Below are 20,395 nucleotides of genomic sequence, written 5' to 3'. Positions count from 1 at the left end.
GCGCGCGGGCGTGGCGGCCGGCGCCCTGGCCGGTGTGGTGTCCGGGTCGGGGCCCACCTGTGCGTTCCTGTGCGGTTCGGCAGGCGCCGCGGTGGATGTCGGCACCGAGCTCGCCGGGGCCGGGGTGTGCCGCACGGTGCGGGTGGCCAGCGGCCCGGTGCAGGGCGCCCGGGTCGTCCCCAGTCCGTCGACCTCGGTGTGAACACGCTTCGACCAGGTCACGAACCGGTGTGACTAATGACTCATTCCTCGCTTCCGTTTGGCAGTTACTTAAGAGTTGCCTAAGATGAGCGACGGTGAGAGCTAGCGGTCGAGCAATGGACGCAACCAGTTCCGCCACCGTTGAGCACGGTGGGCGACGGACTGGGTGTGATCGCGCTTATGGGCCATCACCGATTCGAGACACAACTGCTGCCCAACCGTGTGCGCGCCTCCGTGAAAACGCCTCCCAGCAGGCGGAGCATGGCAAACGCGCATGCGCATCGGGGCAGATGTCGGCGAGGAGGTCGTGGTGAGCAGATTCACCGAGAAGATGTACCGCAGTGCGCACACCACCGGCAGGGGCATGGTGACCGGCGAGCCGTACGAGCCGGTCCGGCACACCTGGGGTGAGGTGCACGAGCGGGCCCGGCGCATCGCCGGAGGTCTTGAAGCGGCCGGTATCGGCCTCGGCGACGCCGTGGGCGTGTTGGCCGGGTTCCCGGTGGAGATCGCCCCGACGGCCCAGGGCCTGTGGATGCGCGGTGCGAGCCTGACGATGCTGCACCAGCCGACCCCGCGCACCGACCTGGTGGTGTGGGCCGAGGACACGATGAACGTGATCGGCATGATCGAGGCGAAGGCCGTGATCGTGTCCGAGCCGTTCCTGGTGGCGATCCCGGTGCTCGAGGAGAAGGGCATCAAGGTCCTCACGGTCGCCGACCTGCTGGCCTCGGAGCCGATCGACCCGATCGACGTCGGCGAGGATGACCTCGCGCTGATGCAGCTGACGTCCGGGTCCACGGGCTCCCCCAAGGCGGTGCAGATCACCCACCGCAACATCTACTCGAACGCCGAGGCGATGTTCATCGGCGCCGAGTACGACGTCGACAAGGACGTCATGGTCAGCTGGCTGCCCTGCTTCCACGACATGGGCATGGTCGGCTTCCTGACCATCCCGATGTACTTCGGCGCGGAGCTTGTCAAGGTCACGCCGATGGACTTCCTGCGGGACACCCTGCTGTGGGCCAAGCTCATCGACAAGTACAAGGGCACCATGACCGCGGCGCCGAACTTCGCCTACGCGCTGTTCGCCAAGCGGCTGCGCAGGCAGGCCAAGCCGGGTGAGTTCGACCTGTCCACGCTGCGCTTCGCGCTGTCGGGGGCCGAGCCGGTCGAGCCTGCCGACGTCGAGGACCTCATCGACGCCGGCCAGCCGTTCGGCCTGCGGCCCGAGGCGATCCTGCCCGCATACGGCATGGCCGAGACGACGCTGGCGGTGTCGTTCTCGCCGTGCAACGCCGGCCTGGTCGTCGACGAGGTCGACGCCGATCTGCTGGCCGCGCTGCGTCGTGCGGTGCCCTCGAGCAAGGGCAACACCAAGCGGCTGGCCACCCTCGGCCCGCTGCTCACCGATCTCGAGGCCCGCATCATCGACGACCACGGCAACATCATGCCGACGCGCGGTGTCGGGGTCATCGAACTGCGTGGCGAATGCCTGACACCGGGCTACCTCACCATGGGCGGCTTCATCCCGGCTCAGGACGAGCAGGGCTGGTATGACACCGGAGACCTCGGCTACCTGACCGACAACGGCCACGTCGTCGTCTGCGGACGCGTCAAGGACGTCATCATCATGGCCGGCCGCAACATCTACCCGACCGACATCGAGCGCGCGGCGGGCCGGGTCGAAGGGGTCCGGGCCGGTTGTGCCGTTGCGGTTCGACTGGACGCTGGGCACTCGCGCGAGACCTTCGCCGTCGCCGTCGAGTCCAACGCCTGGGAGGACCCGATCGAGGTCCGCCGGATCGAACACCAGGTCGCCCACGAGGTGGTCGCCGAGGTCGACGTGCGGCCCCGCAACGTCGTTGTGCTCGGGCCGGGCAGCATCCCGAAGACGCCGTCGGGCAAGCTGCGCCGCTCCACGTCGGTCTCGCTGATCACCGGCTGACCCTTCAGCGCGCCCTGCGTGCCGCGACGGGAAATCGAGTGGCCGGATGTCGGTCCGCGCGGATACCGTCGAGCCCATGTCATCCCCGCCGGCGATCGAAGCGATCGAACTGGTCAAGCGTTACGGCCAGGAAACTGCCGTCGACGGCGTCAGCTTCACCGTTCCCCCCGGCACCGTGTTGGGTCTGCTGGGGCCCAACGGCGCCGGGAAGACCACAACGGTCCGGATGATGACCACGCTCACCGAGCCCACCAGCGGCACCGCACGCGTCGCCGGCTACGACGTGCTGACCGAACCCGACCAGGTGCGCCGCCACATGGGCCTGACGGGTCAGGTGGCCACCGTCGACGAGCTGCTCACCGGGCGGGAGAACATCCGGATGATCGGCGGCCTCTACGGTATCCGGCGCAAGGACCTGAGCAGGATCGGCGATCAACTGCTGCAGCAGTTCTCGCTCACCGACGCGGGGGACCGGGTGGTGAAATCCTATTCCGGCGGCATGCGGCGTCGGCTGGACCTCGCCGTGAGCCTGCTGGCGTCGCCGCCGGTGCTGTTCCTCGACGAGCCCACCACCGGGCTCGATCCCCGCAGCAGAAGCGAGCTGTGGGACGTGCTGCGCGGGCTGGTGGCGCAGGGGACCACTCTGTTGCTGACCACCCAGTACCTCGAGGAGGCCGATCAGCTGGCCGACAACATCGTGGTGATCGACCGGGGACGCATCATCGCGCAGGGCTCGCCGCTGGAACTCAAGCAGCAGGCGGGTCGTGCCAGCCTGGTGGTCACCGTCGCCGACGCCGCCGACCTGCAACCCGCCCACGCACTGTTGGCCAGGACCGGGGCCGAGGTGTTCACCGACACCGCGGCCCGCAGGCTGACCGCCTCCGCCGACGGGCTCGACGACATGATCAGTGTGGCGGGCTGGCTGCGCGACAGCGGCATCGGTGTCGACGACATCGGGTTGTCGCGACCCAGCCTCGATGACGTGTTCCTGACGCTGACCGGGCACCGAACCGAAGACAGTGAGGAGGTGGGCGCATGACCGCACTCGAGACCAGGGCGCAGGCGCCCATCGCCCCCCGCCCCGTTCCCACGCATCCGACGAACCTGCGGCAGCAGTCCTGGATCATGGTCAAGCGCAACATGATCCACACCAAACGGATGCCCGAGATGCTCAGCGACGTCACGGCGCAGCCGATCATGTTCGTGCTGTTGTTCGCATTCGTCTTCGGGGCGTCGATCACCAACACCGGCGGGGCTTCCTACCGTGAGTTCCTGCTTCCGGGCATTCTGGCGCAGACCATCGTGTTCTCGGCGTTCGTGGTGGCGGCGGGAATCACCGCCGACGTCGAGAAGGGAATCATCGACCGGTTCCGGTCGCTGCCGATCTCCCGGTCGTCGGTGCTGATCGGGCGCAGCATCGCCAGCGTCATCCACTCGTCGCTGGGCGTGGTGGTGATGGCGGTGACGGGGCTGCTGATCGGATGGCGGATCCGGGGCGGCATCGCCGAAGCGGTGCTGGCGTTCGCGCTGCTGCTGTTGTTCGGCTTCGGGATGATCTGGTTCGGCATCCTCGTCGGTTCACTGATGCGCACCGTCGAGGCGGTCAACGGCGTGATGTTCACCGCGCTCTTCCCGGTGACCTTCTTGGCCAACACCTTCGTGCCGACCGAGCCGATGCCGCACTGGTTGCGGATGATCGCCGAGTGGAACCCGGTCTCGTCGCTGGCTCAGGCGATGCGCGAGCTGTGGGGCAACGGCGGTCCCGCACCCGCCGGCGCCCAACTGCCGCTGCATCATCCGGTGCTGTCGACGATCCTGTGGTCGCTGGCGTTGACGGCCGTCTTCGCGCCTGTGGCGTTGTATGCCTACCGGCGCCGCACGTCCGGATGACAACGTCCGGTCTGCCCCGGCGAGGCCACTGCCCGACCATCTGAGTATTGTATACTATACCTAGCATGGAGAGGTTACCTGCGCGACTGGCCGAACATCCCACCGTGCGCACGGTTCGCGCCCGTCCCGCACAGAAACCCGGCACCCTCGACGCGGACTGGCTGCGGCAGGTGTGTCTGGACGCCGGGGCCGACGACGTCGCCTTCGCCGCCGTCGACGACCCGGCCCTGAGCTCGGAGCGCCAACACGTCGAAGCCGCCCTGCCGGGCACGCTCAGTTACATCTCCCTGGTGGTGAAGATGAACCGCGACAACGTCCGGTCCAGTGAGCGCAGCGTGGCCAACCAGGAGTTCCACTGCAGCGGCGAGATCATGAACGAGGCGGCGCACCGGATCACCCGGGTGCTGCAGTACATCGGCTACCGGGTGGTCAACCCGTCGGCCACCTTCCCGATGGAGATGGACCGCTTCCCCGGCCGGATCTGGGTGGTGGCGCACAAACCCGTCGCAGTCGCCGCCGGCCTTGGGGTGATGGGCATCCACCCGCAACGTGATCCACCCCAGGTTCGGCAACTTCATCCTCCTCGGCACCATCCTGGTCGCCGCGCCGATCAGCAGTTACGGTGAGCCGCTGGACTACTCGCCGTGCCTGGAATGCAAGCTGTGCGTTGCGGCGTGCCCAGTGGGTGCCATCAAGAAGAACGGCGACTTCGACTTCTTCGCCTGTTCGGTGCACAACTACCGCGAGTCCATGGGCGGTTTCACCGACTGGGCGCAGACCGTCGCCGACAGCACCGACGCCGCCGACTTCCGCTCCCGCATCACCGATTCGGAGAACGCGTCGATGTGGCAGAGCCTGTCGTTCAAGGCGAACTACAAGGCTGCCTACTGCCTGGCTGTCTGCCCTGCGGGGGAGGAGGTGATCGAACCCTATCTCGATGACCGCAAGGGGTTCATGGACCTGGTGCTGCGGCCACTTCAGGACAAGGTCGAGAACCTATATGTGCTCAAGGATTCCGACGCCGAGGCGCACGCGAGAAAGCGTTTTCCCCACAAGCCCGTCAAGGTGGTCGACGGCGGGATGGGGCTGCGCTAGGACCACGCGTGGACGGTGTTCTGCGCGGTTTCGAGTCCCTGGGCGATCAGCAACTCCGCGGCGTCGGCGGCCTGCTCACAGATCGTCGGAACCTCGGCGCGCTCGACCGAACTGAAGTTCTCCAGCACATAGGCGGCCGGATCCTTGCGGCCGGGCGGCCGGCCGATGCCGAACCGTACCCGCTTGAAGTCCTTGGTGCCCAACGCCGAAACGATGGAACGCAGCCCGTTGTGGCCGCCCTCGCCGCCGCCGAGCTTGAGCCGGATGCGACCGAAGTCGATGTCGAGCTCGTCGTGGATCACCACGATGTCCGCCGGGGCCACCGAATAGAACTTCGCCAGCGGCCCGACCTGCCTGCCGGACTCGTTCATGTACACCCGCGGCTTGGCCAGCACCACCGACCGACCGGCGAGCCGGGCGGTGGCCACATCGGCCCCGGACTTCTTGTGCACCTTGAACGTCTCACCGACCCGGTCGGCAAGGACGTCGACGACCATGAAGCCGACGTTGTGCCGGTTCTGGGCATACTTCGGTCCCGGGTTGCCGAGGCCGACCACCAACAGGGGCCCCTGCCCGTGGGCAGGGGGCGGCTCGGCCACGGCAGCAGTCCGTCCCGGCAGGCCTACTCGGAGTCGGATGCGGCTTCCTCGGTGGCTTCCTCGTCGGCGGACTCGCCGGTGGCGGCCTCGCCCTCGTCGCCGGCACCCTCGGACTCGAGGTCGGCGGCCGTCGGCGCCACGATCACGTTGACCACCAACAGCTCGGGGTCGGACACCAGCGTCACGCCCTCGGGCAGGTCGACCCCGGCGGCGGTGATCTGGGTGCCCGCAGTGGCGCCCTCGACCGACACCGTGAACTGCTCGGGGATCGACTGGACGTCGGCCTCGATCTCGATCGTGTTGGTTTCCTGGTTGACCAGGGTGTCGGGGGCGGCGTCACCCTCGACCACGATGTGGACCTCGACGGTCACCTTCTCGCCGCGGCGCACCACCAGCAGGTCGGCGTGCTGGATGTTGCGGCGGATCGGGTGGATCTCCAGTGCCCTGGTCAGCGCGAGCTGCTCGGTGCCCTCGATGTCGAGCGTGAGCACGGCGTTGGTGCCCGTGTGGCGGAGCACGGCCGCGAAGTCACGTGCGTCGAGCTCGAGATGGCGCGGGTCGGAGCCGTGGCCGTACAGCACCGCGGGTACCTTGCCCTCGCGGCGGGCGCGGCGCGAGGCGCCCTTGCCGGTCGCGGTGCGGACCTGCGCGGTCAGATTGTTGGGGGCGTTCTTCGCCATTGTGGTGCTCCTGTGCCGGTGATCGATGTCGGGCACGGCCAGGGTTGAACACCATCGAAGATGCTGGTTCCCGTCGATAACGGTGGCCATGAAGAGCAGGGCCACCCTCGCCGTGACGTGTCGGTAAGGGTAGCGCAGAACCGTGGTCAGCCAAAAATCAGAAGGGAAACTCCACTCCGGTGAGCTGCTCGGACAGAATCCACAGCGCTGCGGCCTTGGCGCGGTTGCGGGCCAGCGGGCTGCGCTGGGCTGCTCCGGTGGGGCCGCGCATGGCGAATCGCGGCCCGATGAAGCTGTCCCCGGGCAGCGGCTGTGACGCCGCGTAGAGGGTCTGGCGGGCTCCGAAGTCGGCGTCGGTGGCAAACAGTCGGTTGCCGACGTCCGCGACGCGGGTGCCGAACTGGTTCCCGCTCTGTCCCTGCAGGTTGGTCGCCGAGTACCCGGGATGGGCCGCGACGGCCGTCAGCGGCGACCCGGCTGCGTCGAGCCTGCGCTGCAACTCGGTGGTGAACAGCAGGTTGGCGAGCTTCGACTGGCCGTAGGCCGGCCAGGCGAGGTAGGGCCGGGACTTCCAGTTGAGGTCCTTGAGGCTGATGTAGCCGAACAGGTGCATCATCGAGGACACGGTGACCACCCGGTCGGTGATCTTCGGCAACAGCAGATTGGTCAGCGCGAAGTGGCCGAGGTGATTGGTGCCGATCTGGCTTTCGAAGCCGTCGGCGGTCAGTGCGTACGGCACCGCCATGATGCCGGCGTTGTTGATAAGCACGTCCACGGTGGCGCCGGACTCGGCGAAGGCCCGGATCGAGGCCAGGTCTTGAAGGTCGAGCTTGCGCACCTCGACGTCGCCATCCATCTGCGCGGCGGCCGTCTCACCTTTGTCGAGGTTGCGCACCGCCAGGATGGTCTTGGCGCCGACGCGGGCCAGCTCGCGTGCCGTGACCAGGCCGAGGCCGCTGTTGGCGCCGGTGACGATCACGGTGCGTCCGGCGAAGGAGGGCAGATCGGAGGCGGTCCAGTCGCTCATGGCTTCCCACCCTAGTGTTCGCCCCCCACCTCCGCCGGAACGATATTCCAGCAGGCCGTGACTCGCAAAACCTCTGCTGGAATACCGTTCCGGCGAGGACGGGTCAGGGCACCTCGACGGTGAAGCCCTCGATGATCTCCTCGATGTCCGGCGCCTCGTCGGCGGCGTCCTCGGCATACCCCGTCACGGTGAACTGGATCAGGTAGCGCTGGTTGGCCGGTGGTGCGCCGGTGGCGATGACGATCCGGTTGTAACTGTGCATCCGGGCCCCGTTGAGGTCGTAGCTGCCCTCGATCATCGACGACGGGAACCCGGCGAAGTCGGCTGCGGAAGTGTTGAGCTCCCGGAAGTTCTGCGACATCTGGGCGTCGACGTTGCCGTGTGTGACGGCTTCGCGGGCGTCGAAGTCACCTTCGAGTCGGAACACCATCAGCATCGCGGTCGGGTAGGTGTCACCCTTGACGATCATCCGGGTGCCCGGTGCCAGGTTGGTGCCCTGGTACGGGGTCCATCCCTGCGGCGTGGGCATCTTGATCGTGAGGTCTGTCAGCTTGTCGAAGACGACGGGCTCGCCGACGACGCCGGCCTGTTCCAGGAAACCGGCGATGTTCACCGGAGCCGCCACCGCCGAGGTGGGTGGCACCGCGCTCGTCTCGCTGGGCGTCGACCACACGGACTGGTAGTCGGGGGCTTCCGTCCCGCAGCCCGCAGCCACCACGGCCACCGCGGCAGCCGCCGCCAGGGACCGTACCGTCACAGAATCTCTCGGACGTTGTCCAGCGGCCGCGCCAGCCGGGTTCCCTTGGAGGTCACCACGAACGGCCGCTCGATCAGGATCGGGTGCTGCGCCATCGCGTCGAGCAGTTCGTCCTCCGACGCCGAGGCCAACCCCAGCTCGGCGTAGAGCGGTTCCCGCTTGCGCACGGCGGTCCGCACGTCGATCCCGGCATCGGCGATCAGCTTCGCGATCTCGGCCCGTGACGGCGGGGTCTTCAGGTACAGCACGATCTCGGGCTCAACGCCGTTGTCGCGCAACAACTCGAGCGTCTTGCGCGAAGTCGAGCACTTCGGGTTGTGAAAGATGGTTGCCGTGTCACGCCCCGACATGTCACGCGGACCCGTCGAAAAGCCCTGTCACCGAGCCGTTCTCGAAGACCGCACGAATGGTGTTCGCCAGCAGTGGCGCGATCGACAGCACGGTGAGTTGCGGAAAAATCTTCTCCTCGCCGATCGGCAGGGTGTTGGTGACGATGACCTCGCGGGCGCCGCTCTCGGCCAGTCGCTCCCGGGCGGGGTCGGACAGCACGCCGTGGGTGGCGGCGATGACGACGTCGACCGCGCCGTCCTCCTTGAGCAGCCGGACCGCGCCGGCGATGGTGCCGCCGGTGTCGATCATGTCGTCGGTGAGGATGCACGTCTTGCCCCGCACGTCGCCGACCACCCGGTTCGACTTGACCTGGTTCGGCACCAGCGGGTCGCGGGTCTTGTGGATGAAGGCGAGCGGGACACCGCCCAGCGAATCGGCCCACTTCTCGGCGACACGCACCCGTCCCGAGTCGGGGGAGACGACGACCATGTCGTGGTTCGAGTAGTGCTCGGCGATGTAGCCGGTCAGCAGCTTCTGCGCGCGCATGTGGTCGACCGGGCCGTCGAAGAACCCCTGGATCTGGTCGGTGTGCAGGTCGACGGTCACGATCCGGTCCGCGCCTGCGGTCTTGAGCAGGTCGGCGACCAGGCGCGCGGAGATCGGTTCGCGGCCGCGGTGCTTCTTGTCCTGGCGGGCGTACGGATAGAACGGCAGGATCGCGGTGATCCGCTTGGCGCTGCCGCGCTTGAGCGCGTCGATCATGATCAACTGCTCCATCAGCCACTGGTTCAGCGGCCACGGATGGCTCTGCAGCACGAACGCATCGCAGCCGCGCACGGACTCGTCGAAGCGGACGAAGATCTCACCGTTGGCGAAGTCGCGGGCGGACTGCGCGGTGACCGGAACGTCGAGTTCCTTGGCGACCTGCTCGGCCAGTTCGGGGTGCGCCCGCCCGGAGAACAGCATCAGGTTCTTGCGATTGTCGGTCCAGTCGTGGCTCACGGGCTGCCCTCGCGTCGGCGATCAATACCGGGCCATCGTACGTAGCGCTCACGCACGCACGCTGCCGGGTTACCAGAATGCCAACAAACGGCTACTGATCGGTAGGTACGGAATCCTCCGCTGCCTCGGCCGCCGCCGCTGCGGACGCCGCCGCGCTGCCCGGGCGCTTGCGCTGCACCCAGCCCTCGATGTTGCGTTGCGGGCCCGCGGACACGGCCAGCGCGCCTGGGGGCACGTCCTCCCGGATCACCGTGCCCGCACCGGTGTAGGCGCCGTCGCCGATGGTCACCGGTGCGACGAACATGGTGTCCGAACCGGTGCGGACGTGGGAGCCGATCGTGGTGCGCCGCTTGGTTTCTCCGTCGTAGTTGACGAATACGCTGGAGGCGCCGATGTTGCTGTGCTCGCCGATGTCGGCGTCGCCGACATAGGTCAGATGCGGCACCTTGGTGCCGTCGCCGATGGTGGCGTTCTTGGTCTCGACGAACGCGCCCAGCTTGCCTGCGGCGCCCAGCACGGTGCCGGCGCGCAGGTAGGTGAAGGGGCCGACGACCGCCCCGGCCCCGATCACCGAGGCGCTGCCGTGGGTACGCACCACCTCCGCGCCGTCGCCGACGGTGACGTCGGTCAGGGTGGTGTCGGGCCCGATCTCGCAGCGGCCGCCGATCGCGGTGGCGCCCTGCAGGTGGGTGCCCGGGCGTACCACGGTATCCCGGCCGATCGTCACGTCGACGTCGATCCAGGTGGAGGCGGGGTCGACGATCGTCACGCCGGACCGCTGGTGGGCGGCGACGATCCGGCGGTTGAGCTCGGCGCCCAACTCGGCCAGCTGCACCCGATCGTTGACGCCGGTGACCAGCGCGGTGTCGTCGACCTGTTCGGCCCGCACGAGGTGCCCGTCGGAACGCACGATCGAGACCACATCGGTCAGGTAGAGCTCCTGCTGGGCATTGTCGGAGCGCAATCGGCTCAGCGCCGACCGCAACGCCCCGATGTCGAACGCGTACACACCGGCGTTGACCTCGGTGATCGCCCGTTGGGACGGGCTGGCGTCGGCCTGCTCCACGATGCCGATCACCTCACCGTCTTGGGTGCGAAGCACCCGGCCGTAGCCGGTCGGATCGGCCAGCGTGGTGGTCAGCACCGTGGCGACGGCCGATTCGGCGCTGTGCGCGGCGATCAGGCCGGCCAGCGTGTCGGCGTCCAGCAGCGGGACGTCGCCCGAGGTCACGACGACGACGCCGGCGAAATCCGGGGGCAGCGCCGACAGGCCGCACTCCGCGGCGTGCCCGGTTCCGCGCTGCTGCTCCTGCACCGCGATCTCGACCGGCCGGCCCAGGTCCGCGCCGATCTGCTGGGCCGCCGGTGCCACCCGCTCACGGTCCCGTCCGACCACCACGACCAAGTGCCCGGGCTCCACCGCGGCCACCGCGTGCAGACAGTGCGCCAGCATGCTGCGGCCGGCGAGGGTGTGCAACACCTTGGGGGTGTCGGATTTCATCCTGGTACCGGCACCTGCCGCCAACACCAGGACCGCGGCCTCACGCATAGACGTCCTCGCTAATGCTCCGTCGCCAGGACTCGAACCTGAACTATCTGAACCAAAATCAGAGGTGCTGCCGATTACACCACGACGGACTGATCACCCAGAGACTCTAGTCCAAGCAGTCTCGAGGTTTACCCTGACAACCGTGGCCGGCCCCGATAAGGAAATGCGTGCACCGCGCGCCCGAATGACCGGCAGCGAACGTCGCCAGCAGCTGATCGAGATCGCCAAGTCGCTGTTCGCGGAGCGTGGCTTCGACGGCACCTCGATCGAGGAGATCGCGCTGCGCGCCAACGTGTCCAAGCCGGTGGTCTACGAACATTTCGGCGGTAAGGAGGGGCTCTACGCCGTCGTCGTGGACCGGGAGATGTCGGCGCTGCTGGACGGGATCACCGCATCGCTGACCAAGAACCGGTCCCGGGTGCGGGTCGAACGGGTCGCGCTGGCACTGCTGACCTACGTCGAGGAGCGCACCGACGGCTTCCGCATCCTGATCCGCGACTCCCCGGCGAGCATCACCTCGGGCACCTACTCGACGCTGCTGAACGACGCCGTCAGCCAGGTGGCGTCGATCCTGGCCGGGGACTTCTCCCGCCGCGGGCTCGATCCCGACCTGGCGCCGCTGTATGCGCAGGCGCTGGTCGGCTCGGTGTCGATGGCCGCGCAGTGGTGGCTCGACGTGCGCGAGCCGAAGAAAGAGGTGGTGGCCGCCCACCTGGTCAACCTGTGCTGGAACGGGCTGACCCACCTCGAATCCGACCCGGTGCTGCACCAGGAGTGACCGGGCCCACACACCACCGCAACGGCGCCGACACCGCCTGCTGAGCACCGACTCCGGCGCCGCAGTGCCCGTGCCACAGGCAGTCCGGCAGATGCCTACGATGGACCCCATCATGACCGTATCGGGGACCCTTGACGTCCACACCCCGATCGCGGGCCTCGTCGATCTGGCACTGCGCGACCCCTCCCTGCAGGAGGCGGCTCGCCGTGCTGCGGACCGGCCCGCCGATCTCGACTTCGTCGGCCCGGCAAGTGCCCGGGTCTACCTGGCATCGGCGCTCGCGCAGTCCGGCCCGCTGCTGGTGGTCACCGCCACCGGGCGCGAAGCCGACGACCTGACCGCCGAGCTGCGCGGCGTGTTCGGCGACGCCGTCGCGATGTTCCCGTCCTGGGAGACGCTGCCGCACGAGCGGCTCTCGCCGGGGGTGGACACGGTCGGCGCGCGGCTGATGGTGCTGCGCCGGCTGGCGCATCCCGAGGATCAGCGGCTGGGGCCGGCGCTGCGGATCGTGGTGACCACCGCCCGGTCGCTGCTGCAGCCGATGGCCCCCGACATCGCCGCGGTGGAACCGGTCACGCTGACCGTGGGCGCCGACATCGCGTTCGATGCCACTATCGCCCGGCTCGTCGAGCTTGCGTACACGCGGGTCGACATGGTCGGCAAGCGGGGCGAGTTCGCGGTGCGCGGTGGCATCCTCGACGTCTTTCCGCCCACCGCCGAGCACCCGGTGCGGATCGAGTTCTGGGGCGACGAGGTCTCCGAGATGCGGATGTTCTCGGTCGCCGACCAGCGCTCGATTACGGAGATCGACATCAACACGGTGATCGCCGTGCCGTGCCGCGAGGTGTTGCTCACCGCCGACGTGCGCGAGCGCGCCGCCGCGCTGTCGGCCGAACACCCGGTGCAGGAGAACGGCGTTCCCGGCAACGTGCCTGACATGCTGGCCAAACTCGCCGAGGGCATCCCGGTCGACGGGATGGAGGCGCTGTTGCCGGTGCTGCGTCCCACCGATCTGGCGACGTTGCCTGCGCACCTGCCCGAGGGCACCCCGCTGTTGATCTGCGATCCGGAGAAGGTGCGCAGCCGCGCCGCCGATCTGATCAAGACCGGGCGCGAGTTCCTCGAGGCGTCCTGGTCGACCGCCGCCGTGGGCGGGGGCGTGCCCATCGACATCGAGGCGCTCGGCGCGTCCGGGTTCATCGGGTTCGGCGCCGCGCGCGACGCCGCCCGCGAGGGTGGCCATCCGTGGTGGACGTTGAGCCAACTCGACAGCGGCGGCGGCGAGGCGACCACACTCGACATCCGGCCGGCGCCGACCGCGCGGGGCCAGCAGCACAGTGTCGAGGAGATCTTCGCGATGCTACGCGCCCACGTGAGTCTCGGCGGGGCCACCCCGAACTACGCAGTCGTGGTCACCCCGGGCACCGGCACGGCGATGCGCGTCGTCGAGCAACTCGGTGAAGCCGACACTCCGGCAGCGATGTTGGAGCCGGGCGCCAGACCGAAGGAAGGTGTCGTCGGCGTCCTCAAGGGCCCGCTGCACGACGGGGTGGTGATCCCCGGGGCCAACCTGGTGGTGATCTCCGAGACCGACCTGACCGGCAACCGCGCCGCCGCCACCGAGAACCGCAGGCTGGCGGCGAAGCGACGCAACGTCGTCGACCCGCTCGCACTGACCGCGGGCGACCTGGTCGTGCACGATCAGCACGGCATCGGGCGGTTCGTCGAGATGACCGAGCGGGTCATCGGCGGGGCCCGGCGCGAGTACCTGGTGCTGGAGTACGGTTCTGCCAAGCGGGGCGGCGGCACCGACAAGCTGTACGTGCCGATGGACTCACTGGACCAGCTGTCTCGCTACGTAGGTGGTGAGGCGCCGAACCTGTCCCGCCTCGGCGGCAGCGACTGGGCGAACACCAAGACCAAGGCCCGCAGGGCGGTCCGGGAGATCGCCGCGGAGCTGGTCGCGCTCTACGCCAAGCGTCAGGCGTCGCCCGGGCACGCGTTCAGCCCGGACACCCCGTGGCAGACCGAGATGGAGGACGCGTTCGGGTTCACCGAGACCGTGGACCAGATGACCGCGATCACCGAGGTGAAGTCCGACATGGAGAAGCCGGTCCCGATGGACCGGGTGATCTGCGGCGACGTCGGTTACGGCAAGACCGAGATCGCGGTGCGCGCGGCGTTCAAGGCGGTGCAGGACGGCAAGCAGGTGGCGGTGCTGGTGCCGACGACCCTGCTGGCCGACCAGCATCTGCAGACGTTCACGGCGCGCACCGCCGGGTTCCCGATCACGGTGAAGGGACTGTCGCGGTTCACCGACCCGGCGCAGTCCCGAGCCACCCTCGAGGGGATGAAGGACGGCTCGGTCGACATCGTCATCGGCACCCACCGGTTGCTGCAGACCGGGGTGGCGTGGAAGGACCTCGGCCTGGTCGTCGTCGACGAGGAGCAGCGGTTCGGGGTCGAACACAAGGAGCACATCAAGTCGATGCGCACCCACGTCGACGTGCTGACCATGTCGGCGACGCCGATTCCGCGCACCTTGGAGATGAGCCTGGCGGGGATCCGGGAGATGTCGACGATCCTGACGCCGCCCGAAGAGCGCTACCCGGTGCTGACGTACGTCGGGCCACAGGACGACAAGCAGGTCGCCGCTGCGCTGCGCCGCGAGATGCTGCGTGACGGGCAGGCCTTCTACATCCACAACCGGGTCCGGACCATCGACCAGGCCGCCGCGAAGGTGCGGACGTTGGTGCCCGAGGCCAGGGTCGTCGTCGCGCACGGCCAGATGCCCGAGGAGCAACTCGAACGCACCGTCGAGGGTTTCTGGAATCGTGAGTACGACATCCTTGTGTGCACCACGATCGTCGAGACGGGGCTGGACATCTCCAATGCCAACACGCTGATCGTGGAGCGTGCCGACACGTTCGGTCTCTCCCAGCTGCACCAGTTGCGAGGCCGGGTCGGACGAAGCCGGGAACGTGGCTACGCGTACTTCCTGTATCCGCCGGAGGTCCCGCTGACCGAGACGGCCTACGACCGGCTCGCGACGATCGCCCAGAACAATGAGCTGGGTGCGGGAATGGCTGTGGCGATGAAGGACCTCGAGATCCGTGGTGCGGGAAATGTGTTGGGTGCCGAGCAGTCCGGGCATGTCGCCGGCGTGGGTTTCGACCTCTACGTGCGGTTGGTCGGTGAGGCCGTGGAAGCGTATCGCGCGGTGGCCGACGGGGAAACCGTTGCCGCACCACAGGAACCGAAAGACGTCCGGATCGACCTGCCGGTCGACGCGCACCTGCCACCGGACTACATCGCCAGCGACCGGCTGCGGCTGGAGGCCTATCGCCGCCTCGCCGCGGCACAGGACGACGGCGCGGTCGACTCGGTGATCGAGGAGCTCAACGACCGGTACGGCCCGTTGCCCGAACCCGCCCAGCGGCTGATCGCGGTGGCGCGGCTGCGGCTGCTGGCCCGCGCCCACGGTGTCACCGAGATCGGTGCGGTGTCGGCGTCGACGCTGAAGATCGGACCGCTGACGCTGCCGGATTCGGCTCAATTGAGGCTCAAGAGGCTGTATTCCGGTGCCAACTACCGTGCCACCACCTCGACCGTGCAGGTGCCGATACCGCGGGCGGGTAGCGGTGTCGGGGCGCCCCGGATCCGTGATCTGGAGCTGGTGGCGTTCGTGGCGGGGTTGATGCTGGCCATCGGCGGGAATCAGCAGGAGGAAGTTGATATAACCAAGTTCGGAGGTGGTCCGCGCCAATGAACGACCTGAGATCGATATGAGTACGTGCCGATGACGGTCATCCTGGTGGACCCTCGCCGCCCGTCGCTGATTCCGGTGGAGGCCGTCGAGCTGCTGGCCGGGGACCTGCAGTACACCGAGGAGCTGCCGATCAAGGTGCCGTGGTCGCTGCCGGCCGCACGGCCGGCCTACGACGGTGACGCCGCCGACGTGCTGCTGTCCTCGGACGCCGACCATCCCACGGTCGCCGCGCGGATCGCCGCAGGGGAGCGGGTGATCTCGGTCGAGCCGCAGTCCGGTGAGCGGCTGGTGGACGCGGTGGCGATGATGGACAAGTTGCGCACCGCGGGCCCGTGGGAGAGCCAGCAGACCCATGACTCGCTGCGGCGCTATCTGCTCGAGGAGACCTACGAACTGTTCGACGCGGTGCACGGCGGTGATCTCTCCGAGTTGCGGGATGAGCTCGGAGATGTGTTGCTGCAGGTGCTCTTTCACGCCCGCATCGCCGAGGACGCGCCCGAGAACTCGTTCGGCATCGACGATGTGGCCGATGCGCTGGTCCGCAAGCTCGGCAACCGGGTTCCCGCGGTGCTCGCCGGTGAGTCGATCACGCTGGAGGACCAGCTGGCGCAGTGGGAGCAGCGCAAGTCGTTGGAGAAGCTGGCACGCGAGTCGATCATGGACGACATCCCCACCGCGCAGCCCGCGTTGGCGTTGGCGCAGAAGGTGCTCGCCCGGGCCGAGACCGCCGGCCTGCCGGCTGACCTGATTCCCGATGCGATCACCACCGTGACGGTGTCGGCCGACAACGACGCCGAAAATGCCTTGCGTTCAGTGGTTCTGGAGTTCATGTCCGATGTACGGGCGGCGGAACGAGCGGTCGCCGAGTCCCGGCGGGGCGCCGAGGTGGCCGCGGAACTCGACGACGGACCGCTGGAGACGATCGGCGAGGATGAATGGCGCGCGCACTGGCCCGGTGTCTTGGTCGAAAAAGAGGCAGAGTAGCGCCGCACAGGTGCTCGATGAGTCCCGTCAGCGGAACACCACACCGCCGCCGATCACGTCGATGTGGACCTTGGCGTCCACCGCGGGTGGTTCGATGCTGTGCTGGCGCACGGTGATCGGGGCGACGTCACCGCCGGGGTCGATGGTGAGCAGCACATCATGGCCCAGGAACTCGGTCGCGGCTACGGTGCCGATGCCGGTCTGGCGCTCACCGTCGGCGACCTCGGTGGCGATCAGCTGTTCTGGTCGCAGCATCAGGGTGCCGGCTCCGTTTTCGACCGCAGAGTCGACGGGCACCCGGCCCAGCGCACAAGACGCCACACCGCCGGACACGGTGCACGGCAGGAAGACACACTCGCCGAGGAACTCGGCGGTGAACCGGTCGACGGGATAGCGATAGACCTCGCGCGGACTGCCGAGCTGGGTGAACCGGCCGTGACGCATCACCGCGATCTGGTCGGCGATCGACATCGTCTCCTCTTGGTCGTGGGTCACCACGAGTGTCGTGACGCCGGCGGTGGCGAGCAGGTGCGCGACGGCCTTGCGGGTGGACGCGCGAAGCCCGGCGTCGAGCGAGCTGAACGGTTCGTCGAGCAGCATCAGCTTCGGTCGACGGGCCAGGGCGCGGGCCAGCGCCACCCGCTGCTGCTGCCCGCCGGACAGTTGGTGGGGTCCGCGCGACGCGTAGGACGGTTCCAACGCAACCGTTTCCAGCAGCTCGGCGACTCGCCGGCGGGTCGCGGCACCGCGGCGGGTGGCGGGCAGGCCGTAGGCGATGTTCTGGCCGACCGTGAGGTGCGGGAACAGGGCACCGTCCTGGGCGACGTAGCCGACCGCGCGCCGGTGGGCGGGTACGAACACGGCCGGGCCGGACATCTGCTGGCCGGAGATGGAAACACTTCCAGAATCCGGTGTTTCGAATCCTGCGATCAGGCGCAGCAGCGTGGTCTTGCCGCACCCGGAGGCGCCGACGATGGCGGTGGCGCTGCCCGGCGGCAAGTCCAGGTCGATGCCGTCGAGCACCGTGGTGCCGCCGAAGGACTTCGTGAGTCCGCGCACCTGCACCTTCGCGCTCATCCGGCCGCCGCCTTGGTGGACTGGCGGAACAGCACCATCGTCACCGGCATGGCCAGCACGACCATGACCAACGCATAGGGTGCGGCGGCGGCGTAATCCAACTCACTGGACAAGGCCCAGAAGCCCATCGCCAGGGTGCGGGTGCCCGTCGGCGCCAGCAGCAGCGTCGCGGTCAGTTCCGTTGCCACGGCCACGAACACCAGCGACGCCCCGGCGGCCGCGGCCGGTGCGGTCAGTCGCAGCGTCACCCGCAGGAACGTCATCCACGGCGGCGCTCCCAGCGATCGGGAAGCCTCCTCGAGCCCGATCGGCACCTGCGCCAGCCCGGCGCGCACGCTGACCAAGGCACGAGGCAGGAACATCAGCACGTATGCGCAGACCACCACCACCACGGTCTGGTAGAGCGGAGGCGCCACCCGGATGGTCACCGTCACCAGTGCCAATGCTGTGACGATGCCGGGCAGTGAACTTGTCACGTAATTCGCGCCCTCCACCGTGCGGGCCAGGACTCCCTGGGAGCGCACCGCCACCCAGGCCACCGGGAACGCCAGCACCGTCGCTGCCAGCGCCGCGACCGTGGCCAGCCCGATCGTCTGGGTGAGCGCATGACTGATCGGGGCGAGCTCCCACACGTCGGCGCCGCCGATCCACAGCCAGCGCAACAACGTCCACAGCGGAACCCCCAAGGCCAGCGCGGCGAGCACGACCAGAGCAGTCAACGCGGGAAACCGGTTGCGGCCCAGGCGAAGCGCCACGATATCGCGGGCGGCGCCGCTGCCGATCCGCGCCATCCGGGCGTTGCCCCGCGCGCCTGCCTCGGCGACCAGCAGCACCAGACAGCACAACACCAGCACTCCGGCGAGCATGCTGCCGGCCGGGCCGTCGAACGTCGCCTGGAACTGCTGAAAGATTGCGGTGGTGAAGGTCTCGAAGCGCAGCATCACGAACGCGCCGTACTCGGCGAGCAGATGCAGACCGATGAGCAACGCCCCGCCCAGTATCGCCAGGCGCAGCTGCGGGAGCGCCACCCGGAAGAACACCCCGGTCGAACTGGATCCCAGCGCGCGAGCCGACTCCTCGACCGCGGGGTCCAGCCGACGCAACGCCGCCGCTGCGGGCAGGTACACGAACGGGAAGTAGGACAGCGTGGTGACCAGCACGCCGGCGCCCAGCCCGTGCAGCGACGGCACGATCCCCAGCCACGCGTAGCTGTTGACGAACGCGGGCACCGCCAGCGGCGTGACGAACAGCGGCCGCCACAACGGGCGTCCCGGGACGTCGGTGCGCTCAACCAGCCAGGCGGCACCCACGCCGACGACGAGGCACAGCGGCACGGTCAGCACCACCAACGCCACGGTGTTGACCAGTAGCTCGCCGACGTGTGGCCGCACGATCAGCGCGTAGGCCTGATCCCATCCGGTCGTGACGAATGCCCAGCCCACGTAGCCGAGTGGGATGAAGGTGGCAGCCACCAGGACCGAGACGGTGACGGCCACCAACGGACCGGGTCGGTGTGGCGGCCCCGAGCGGGCCGGGGAGCGCTGCGACCCCGACTCGAGGTCCTGCACGGCGGCCGGAGCGGCCACCTACAGCAAACCGTCCTTCGTCATCATGTCCGACACGGCCTGCGCATCGAGGGTGGACGGGTCGACGGCCGGGGCCTGCAGTTCGGCCAGCGGGACCAGGGCCGGGTTGGCGGCGACGTCGCTGGCCACCGGATATTCGAACGAGGTGCCGGTGCGCAGGATGTCCTGTCCGGCCTCGCTGGTGACGAACTGCAGGAATTGCTGCGCCTGATCCTGCTTGTCGCTCGAGGCGAGTACCCCGGCACCGGAGGTGCCCACAAAAGCGCCCGGATCCTGGTTGCGGAAGTAGTGCAGTTCGGTGTTGCCGCTGATCTCCTTGGTTTCCGCCTGATCGCGGAACCAGTAGTAGTGGTAGATCACCCCGCCGGCCACTTCGCCGCTGTTGACGGCCTTGAGGGTGGTGATGTTGTTGTCAGAGACCTGGGCGTTGGTTTTCATGCCCTCCAGCCACTGCTGGGTGACCTCGGGGCCTTCGAGCTGCAGCAGGGCGGCGACGATGGCCTGGAAGTCGGCCTTGGCCGGAGGTGCGGCCCACCGGCCTTGCCACTCCGGCTGCTGCAGGTCCAGCAGCGAGGCGGGCAGCTGTTCGGGGGTGAGCATGTCGGTGTTGTAGGCGAACACCGTGGCGCGGGCGGCGACGCCGGTCCACTTGCCGCTGGACGGCCGGTATTGCTCGGGGACCTGGCCGGCGATGGCGGGGCTGATGTCGGCGAACAGGCCCGCCCGCTCGACGGCGGCCATGGCGGGGGAGTTCTCGGTCAGGAACACATCCGCGGGCGAGGCATCACCCTCGGCAACCAGCTGGTTGCCCATCTCGGTGTCACCGCCTTGCCGATAGGTGACCGGGATGCCCGTTTCCGCGGTGAAGGCCTCGATCCACTCCTTGGTCAGCGACTCGTGCTGCGCGCTGTAGATCAGAAGCTCGTCGCTCTGGCCGGAACCCGAGCACGCCGCCGTGCCGAGTGCTGCGGTGAGGGTCACGACAGCGCCTATCCGCCTGACGATTCGACTCCACCGTGTGTGCATGCGGGCCACGTCCTTCCCGCGCCGTGTCCAGACGCTATTAGCGAACCCTAGCCTAAGCGGGCGGACCTGCTCCACGGACTAAGGTCACCTTTACGAA

At 68.4% G+C, this 20,395-nt stretch carries 16 protein-coding genes, 1 tRNA gene and 2 pseudogenes; 8 read left to right on the top strand and 11 right to left on the bottom strand.

Annotated features, from left to right (window positions below):
- From WA944_RS12075 to WA944_RS12055, 5 genes and pseudogenes are all read left to right on the top strand, one after another.
- Positions 1-202, top strand: a pseudogene (locus WA944_RS12075) (4-(cytidine 5'-diphospho)-2-C-methyl-D-erythritol kinase); the annotation flags it as partial.
- A gap of 309 nt (positions 203-511) precedes the next feature.
- On the top strand, positions 512-2,149 hold the full coding sequence (locus WA944_RS12070) for a fatty acyl-AMP ligase (protein WP_526375568.1): 1,638 nt from the start codon (positions 512-514) through the stop codon (positions 2,147-2,149).
- Between the two features lie 76 nt (positions 2,150-2,225).
- Positions 2,226-3,188 carry an efflux ABC transporter ATPase subunit, DrrA-related gene (locus WA944_RS12065; protein ID WP_526375566.1) on the top strand — a complete coding sequence of 321 codons (963 nt, stop codon included), beginning with the start codon at positions 2,226-2,228 and terminating at the stop codon, positions 3,186-3,188.
- Positions 3,185-4,039, top strand: a complete 855-nt coding sequence (locus WA944_RS12060; protein WP_526375564.1) for an ABC transporter permease — start codon at positions 3,185-3,187, stop codon at positions 4,037-4,039. Before WA944_RS12065 ends, WA944_RS12060 begins: the two co-directional genes overlap by 4 nt.
- 65 nt (positions 4,040-4,104) lie before the next feature.
- Positions 4,105-5,134 (top strand): annotated as a pseudogene (locus tag WA944_RS12055) (4Fe-4S binding protein).
- On the opposite strand, the gene pth reads toward WA944_RS12055, so the two are convergent.
- The 8 genes from pth to WA944_RS12015 form a co-directional block, all read right to left on the bottom strand.
- Positions 5,131-5,733, bottom strand: a complete 603-nt coding sequence (pth, locus tag WA944_RS12050; RefSeq protein ID WP_526375562.1) for an aminoacyl-tRNA hydrolase — start codon at positions 5,731-5,733, stop codon at positions 5,131-5,133. The pseudogene WA944_RS12055 and the gene pth overlap by 4 nt on opposite strands.
- Positions 5,734-5,756: 23 nt before the next feature.
- The gene (locus tag WA944_RS12045; protein WP_526375569.1) at positions 5,757-6,413 is read right to left on the bottom strand and encodes a 50S ribosomal protein L25/general stress protein Ctc; all 657 of its coding nucleotides are present in this window, start codon (positions 6,411-6,413) and stop codon (positions 5,757-5,759) included.
- A gap of 157 nt (positions 6,414-6,570) precedes the next feature.
- On the bottom strand, positions 6,571-7,440 hold the full coding sequence (locus WA944_RS12040; protein ID WP_526374048.1) for an SDR family oxidoreductase: 870 nt from the start codon (positions 7,438-7,440) through the stop codon (positions 6,571-6,573).
- 103 nt (positions 7,441-7,543) lie between these two features.
- Positions 7,544-8,197, bottom strand: a complete 654-nt coding sequence (locus tag WA944_RS12035) for an LpqN/LpqT family lipoprotein (protein ID WP_526374047.1) — start codon at positions 8,195-8,197, stop codon at positions 7,544-7,546.
- A complete protein-coding gene (gene arsC / locus WA944_RS12030; RefSeq protein ID WP_526374046.1) occupies positions 8,194-8,547 on the bottom strand; it encodes an arsenate reductase (glutaredoxin) in 354 nt (117 codons plus the stop codon). The genes WA944_RS12035 and arsC overlap by 4 nt, the downstream gene beginning before the upstream one ends.
- Before the next feature lies 1 nt (position 8,548).
- Positions 8,549-9,529 (bottom strand): ribose-phosphate diphosphokinase, encoded by a 981-nt coding sequence (locus tag WA944_RS12025; RefSeq protein WP_526608777.1) that lies wholly within the window; start codon positions 9,527-9,529, stop codon positions 8,549-8,551.
- 91 nt (positions 9,530-9,620) lie between these two features.
- Positions 9,621-11,078 (bottom strand): bifunctional UDP-N-acetylglucosamine diphosphorylase/glucosamine-1-phosphate N-acetyltransferase GlmU, encoded by a 1,458-nt coding sequence (gene glmU / locus WA944_RS12020; RefSeq protein ID WP_526646976.1) that lies wholly within the window; start codon positions 11,076-11,078, stop codon positions 9,621-9,623.
- 17 nt (positions 11,079-11,095) lie between these two features.
- A tRNA-Gln gene (locus WA944_RS12015) sits at positions 11,096-11,167 on the bottom strand.
- A gap of 95 nt (positions 11,168-11,262) precedes the next feature.
- Here WA944_RS12015 and WA944_RS12010 point away from each other — a divergent pair.
- From WA944_RS12010 to WA944_RS12000, 3 genes are all read left to right on the top strand, one after another.
- Positions 11,263-11,856, top strand: coding sequence for a TetR/AcrR family transcriptional regulator (locus tag WA944_RS12010; RefSeq protein WP_163896398.1), 594 nt, complete (start codon positions 11,263-11,265; stop codon positions 11,854-11,856).
- A gap of 112 nt (positions 11,857-11,968) precedes the next feature.
- Positions 11,969-15,625, top strand: coding sequence for a transcription-repair coupling factor (gene mfd, locus WA944_RS12005; RefSeq protein ID WP_526609359.1), 3,657 nt, complete (start codon positions 11,969-11,971; stop codon positions 15,623-15,625).
- A gap of 30 nt (positions 15,626-15,655) precedes the next feature.
- Complete coding sequence (locus WA944_RS12000) at positions 15,656-16,609, top strand: nucleoside triphosphate pyrophosphohydrolase (RefSeq protein WP_526609358.1); 954 nt, start codon at positions 15,656-15,658, stop codon at positions 16,607-16,609.
- A gap of 27 nt (positions 16,610-16,636) precedes the next feature.
- On the opposite strand, the gene WA944_RS11995 is transcribed toward WA944_RS12000, so the two are convergent.
- From WA944_RS11995 to WA944_RS11985, 3 genes are read right to left on the bottom strand one after another with little or no spacing between them, the layout of a single operon-like run.
- Entirely contained in the window at positions 16,637-17,686 is a 1,050-nt protein-coding gene (locus WA944_RS11995) for an ABC transporter ATP-binding protein (protein ID WP_526370452.1), read from the bottom strand.
- Positions 17,683-19,254: an ABC transporter permease gene (locus tag WA944_RS11990; RefSeq protein ID WP_526370464.1), complete on the bottom strand. Its 1,572-nt coding sequence runs from the start codon at positions 19,252-19,254 to the stop codon at positions 17,683-17,685. The genes WA944_RS11995 and WA944_RS11990 overlap by 4 nt, the downstream gene beginning before the upstream one ends.
- Before the next feature lie 18 nt (positions 19,255-19,272).
- Positions 19,273-20,298, bottom strand: a complete 1,026-nt coding sequence (locus tag WA944_RS11985; RefSeq protein WP_526370454.1) for an iron ABC transporter substrate-binding protein — start codon at positions 20,296-20,298, stop codon at positions 19,273-19,275.
- Positions 20,299-20,395 lie beyond the last annotated feature (97 nt).

Source organism: Mycobacterium sp., from assembly GCF_049683355.1.
Lineage (GTDB): Bacteria > Actinomycetota > Actinomycetes > Mycobacteriales > Mycobacteriaceae > Mycobacterium.
The sequence above is the reverse complement of the archived record's forward strand: the minus strand, read 5'-3'. Positions and strand labels throughout refer to the sequence as shown.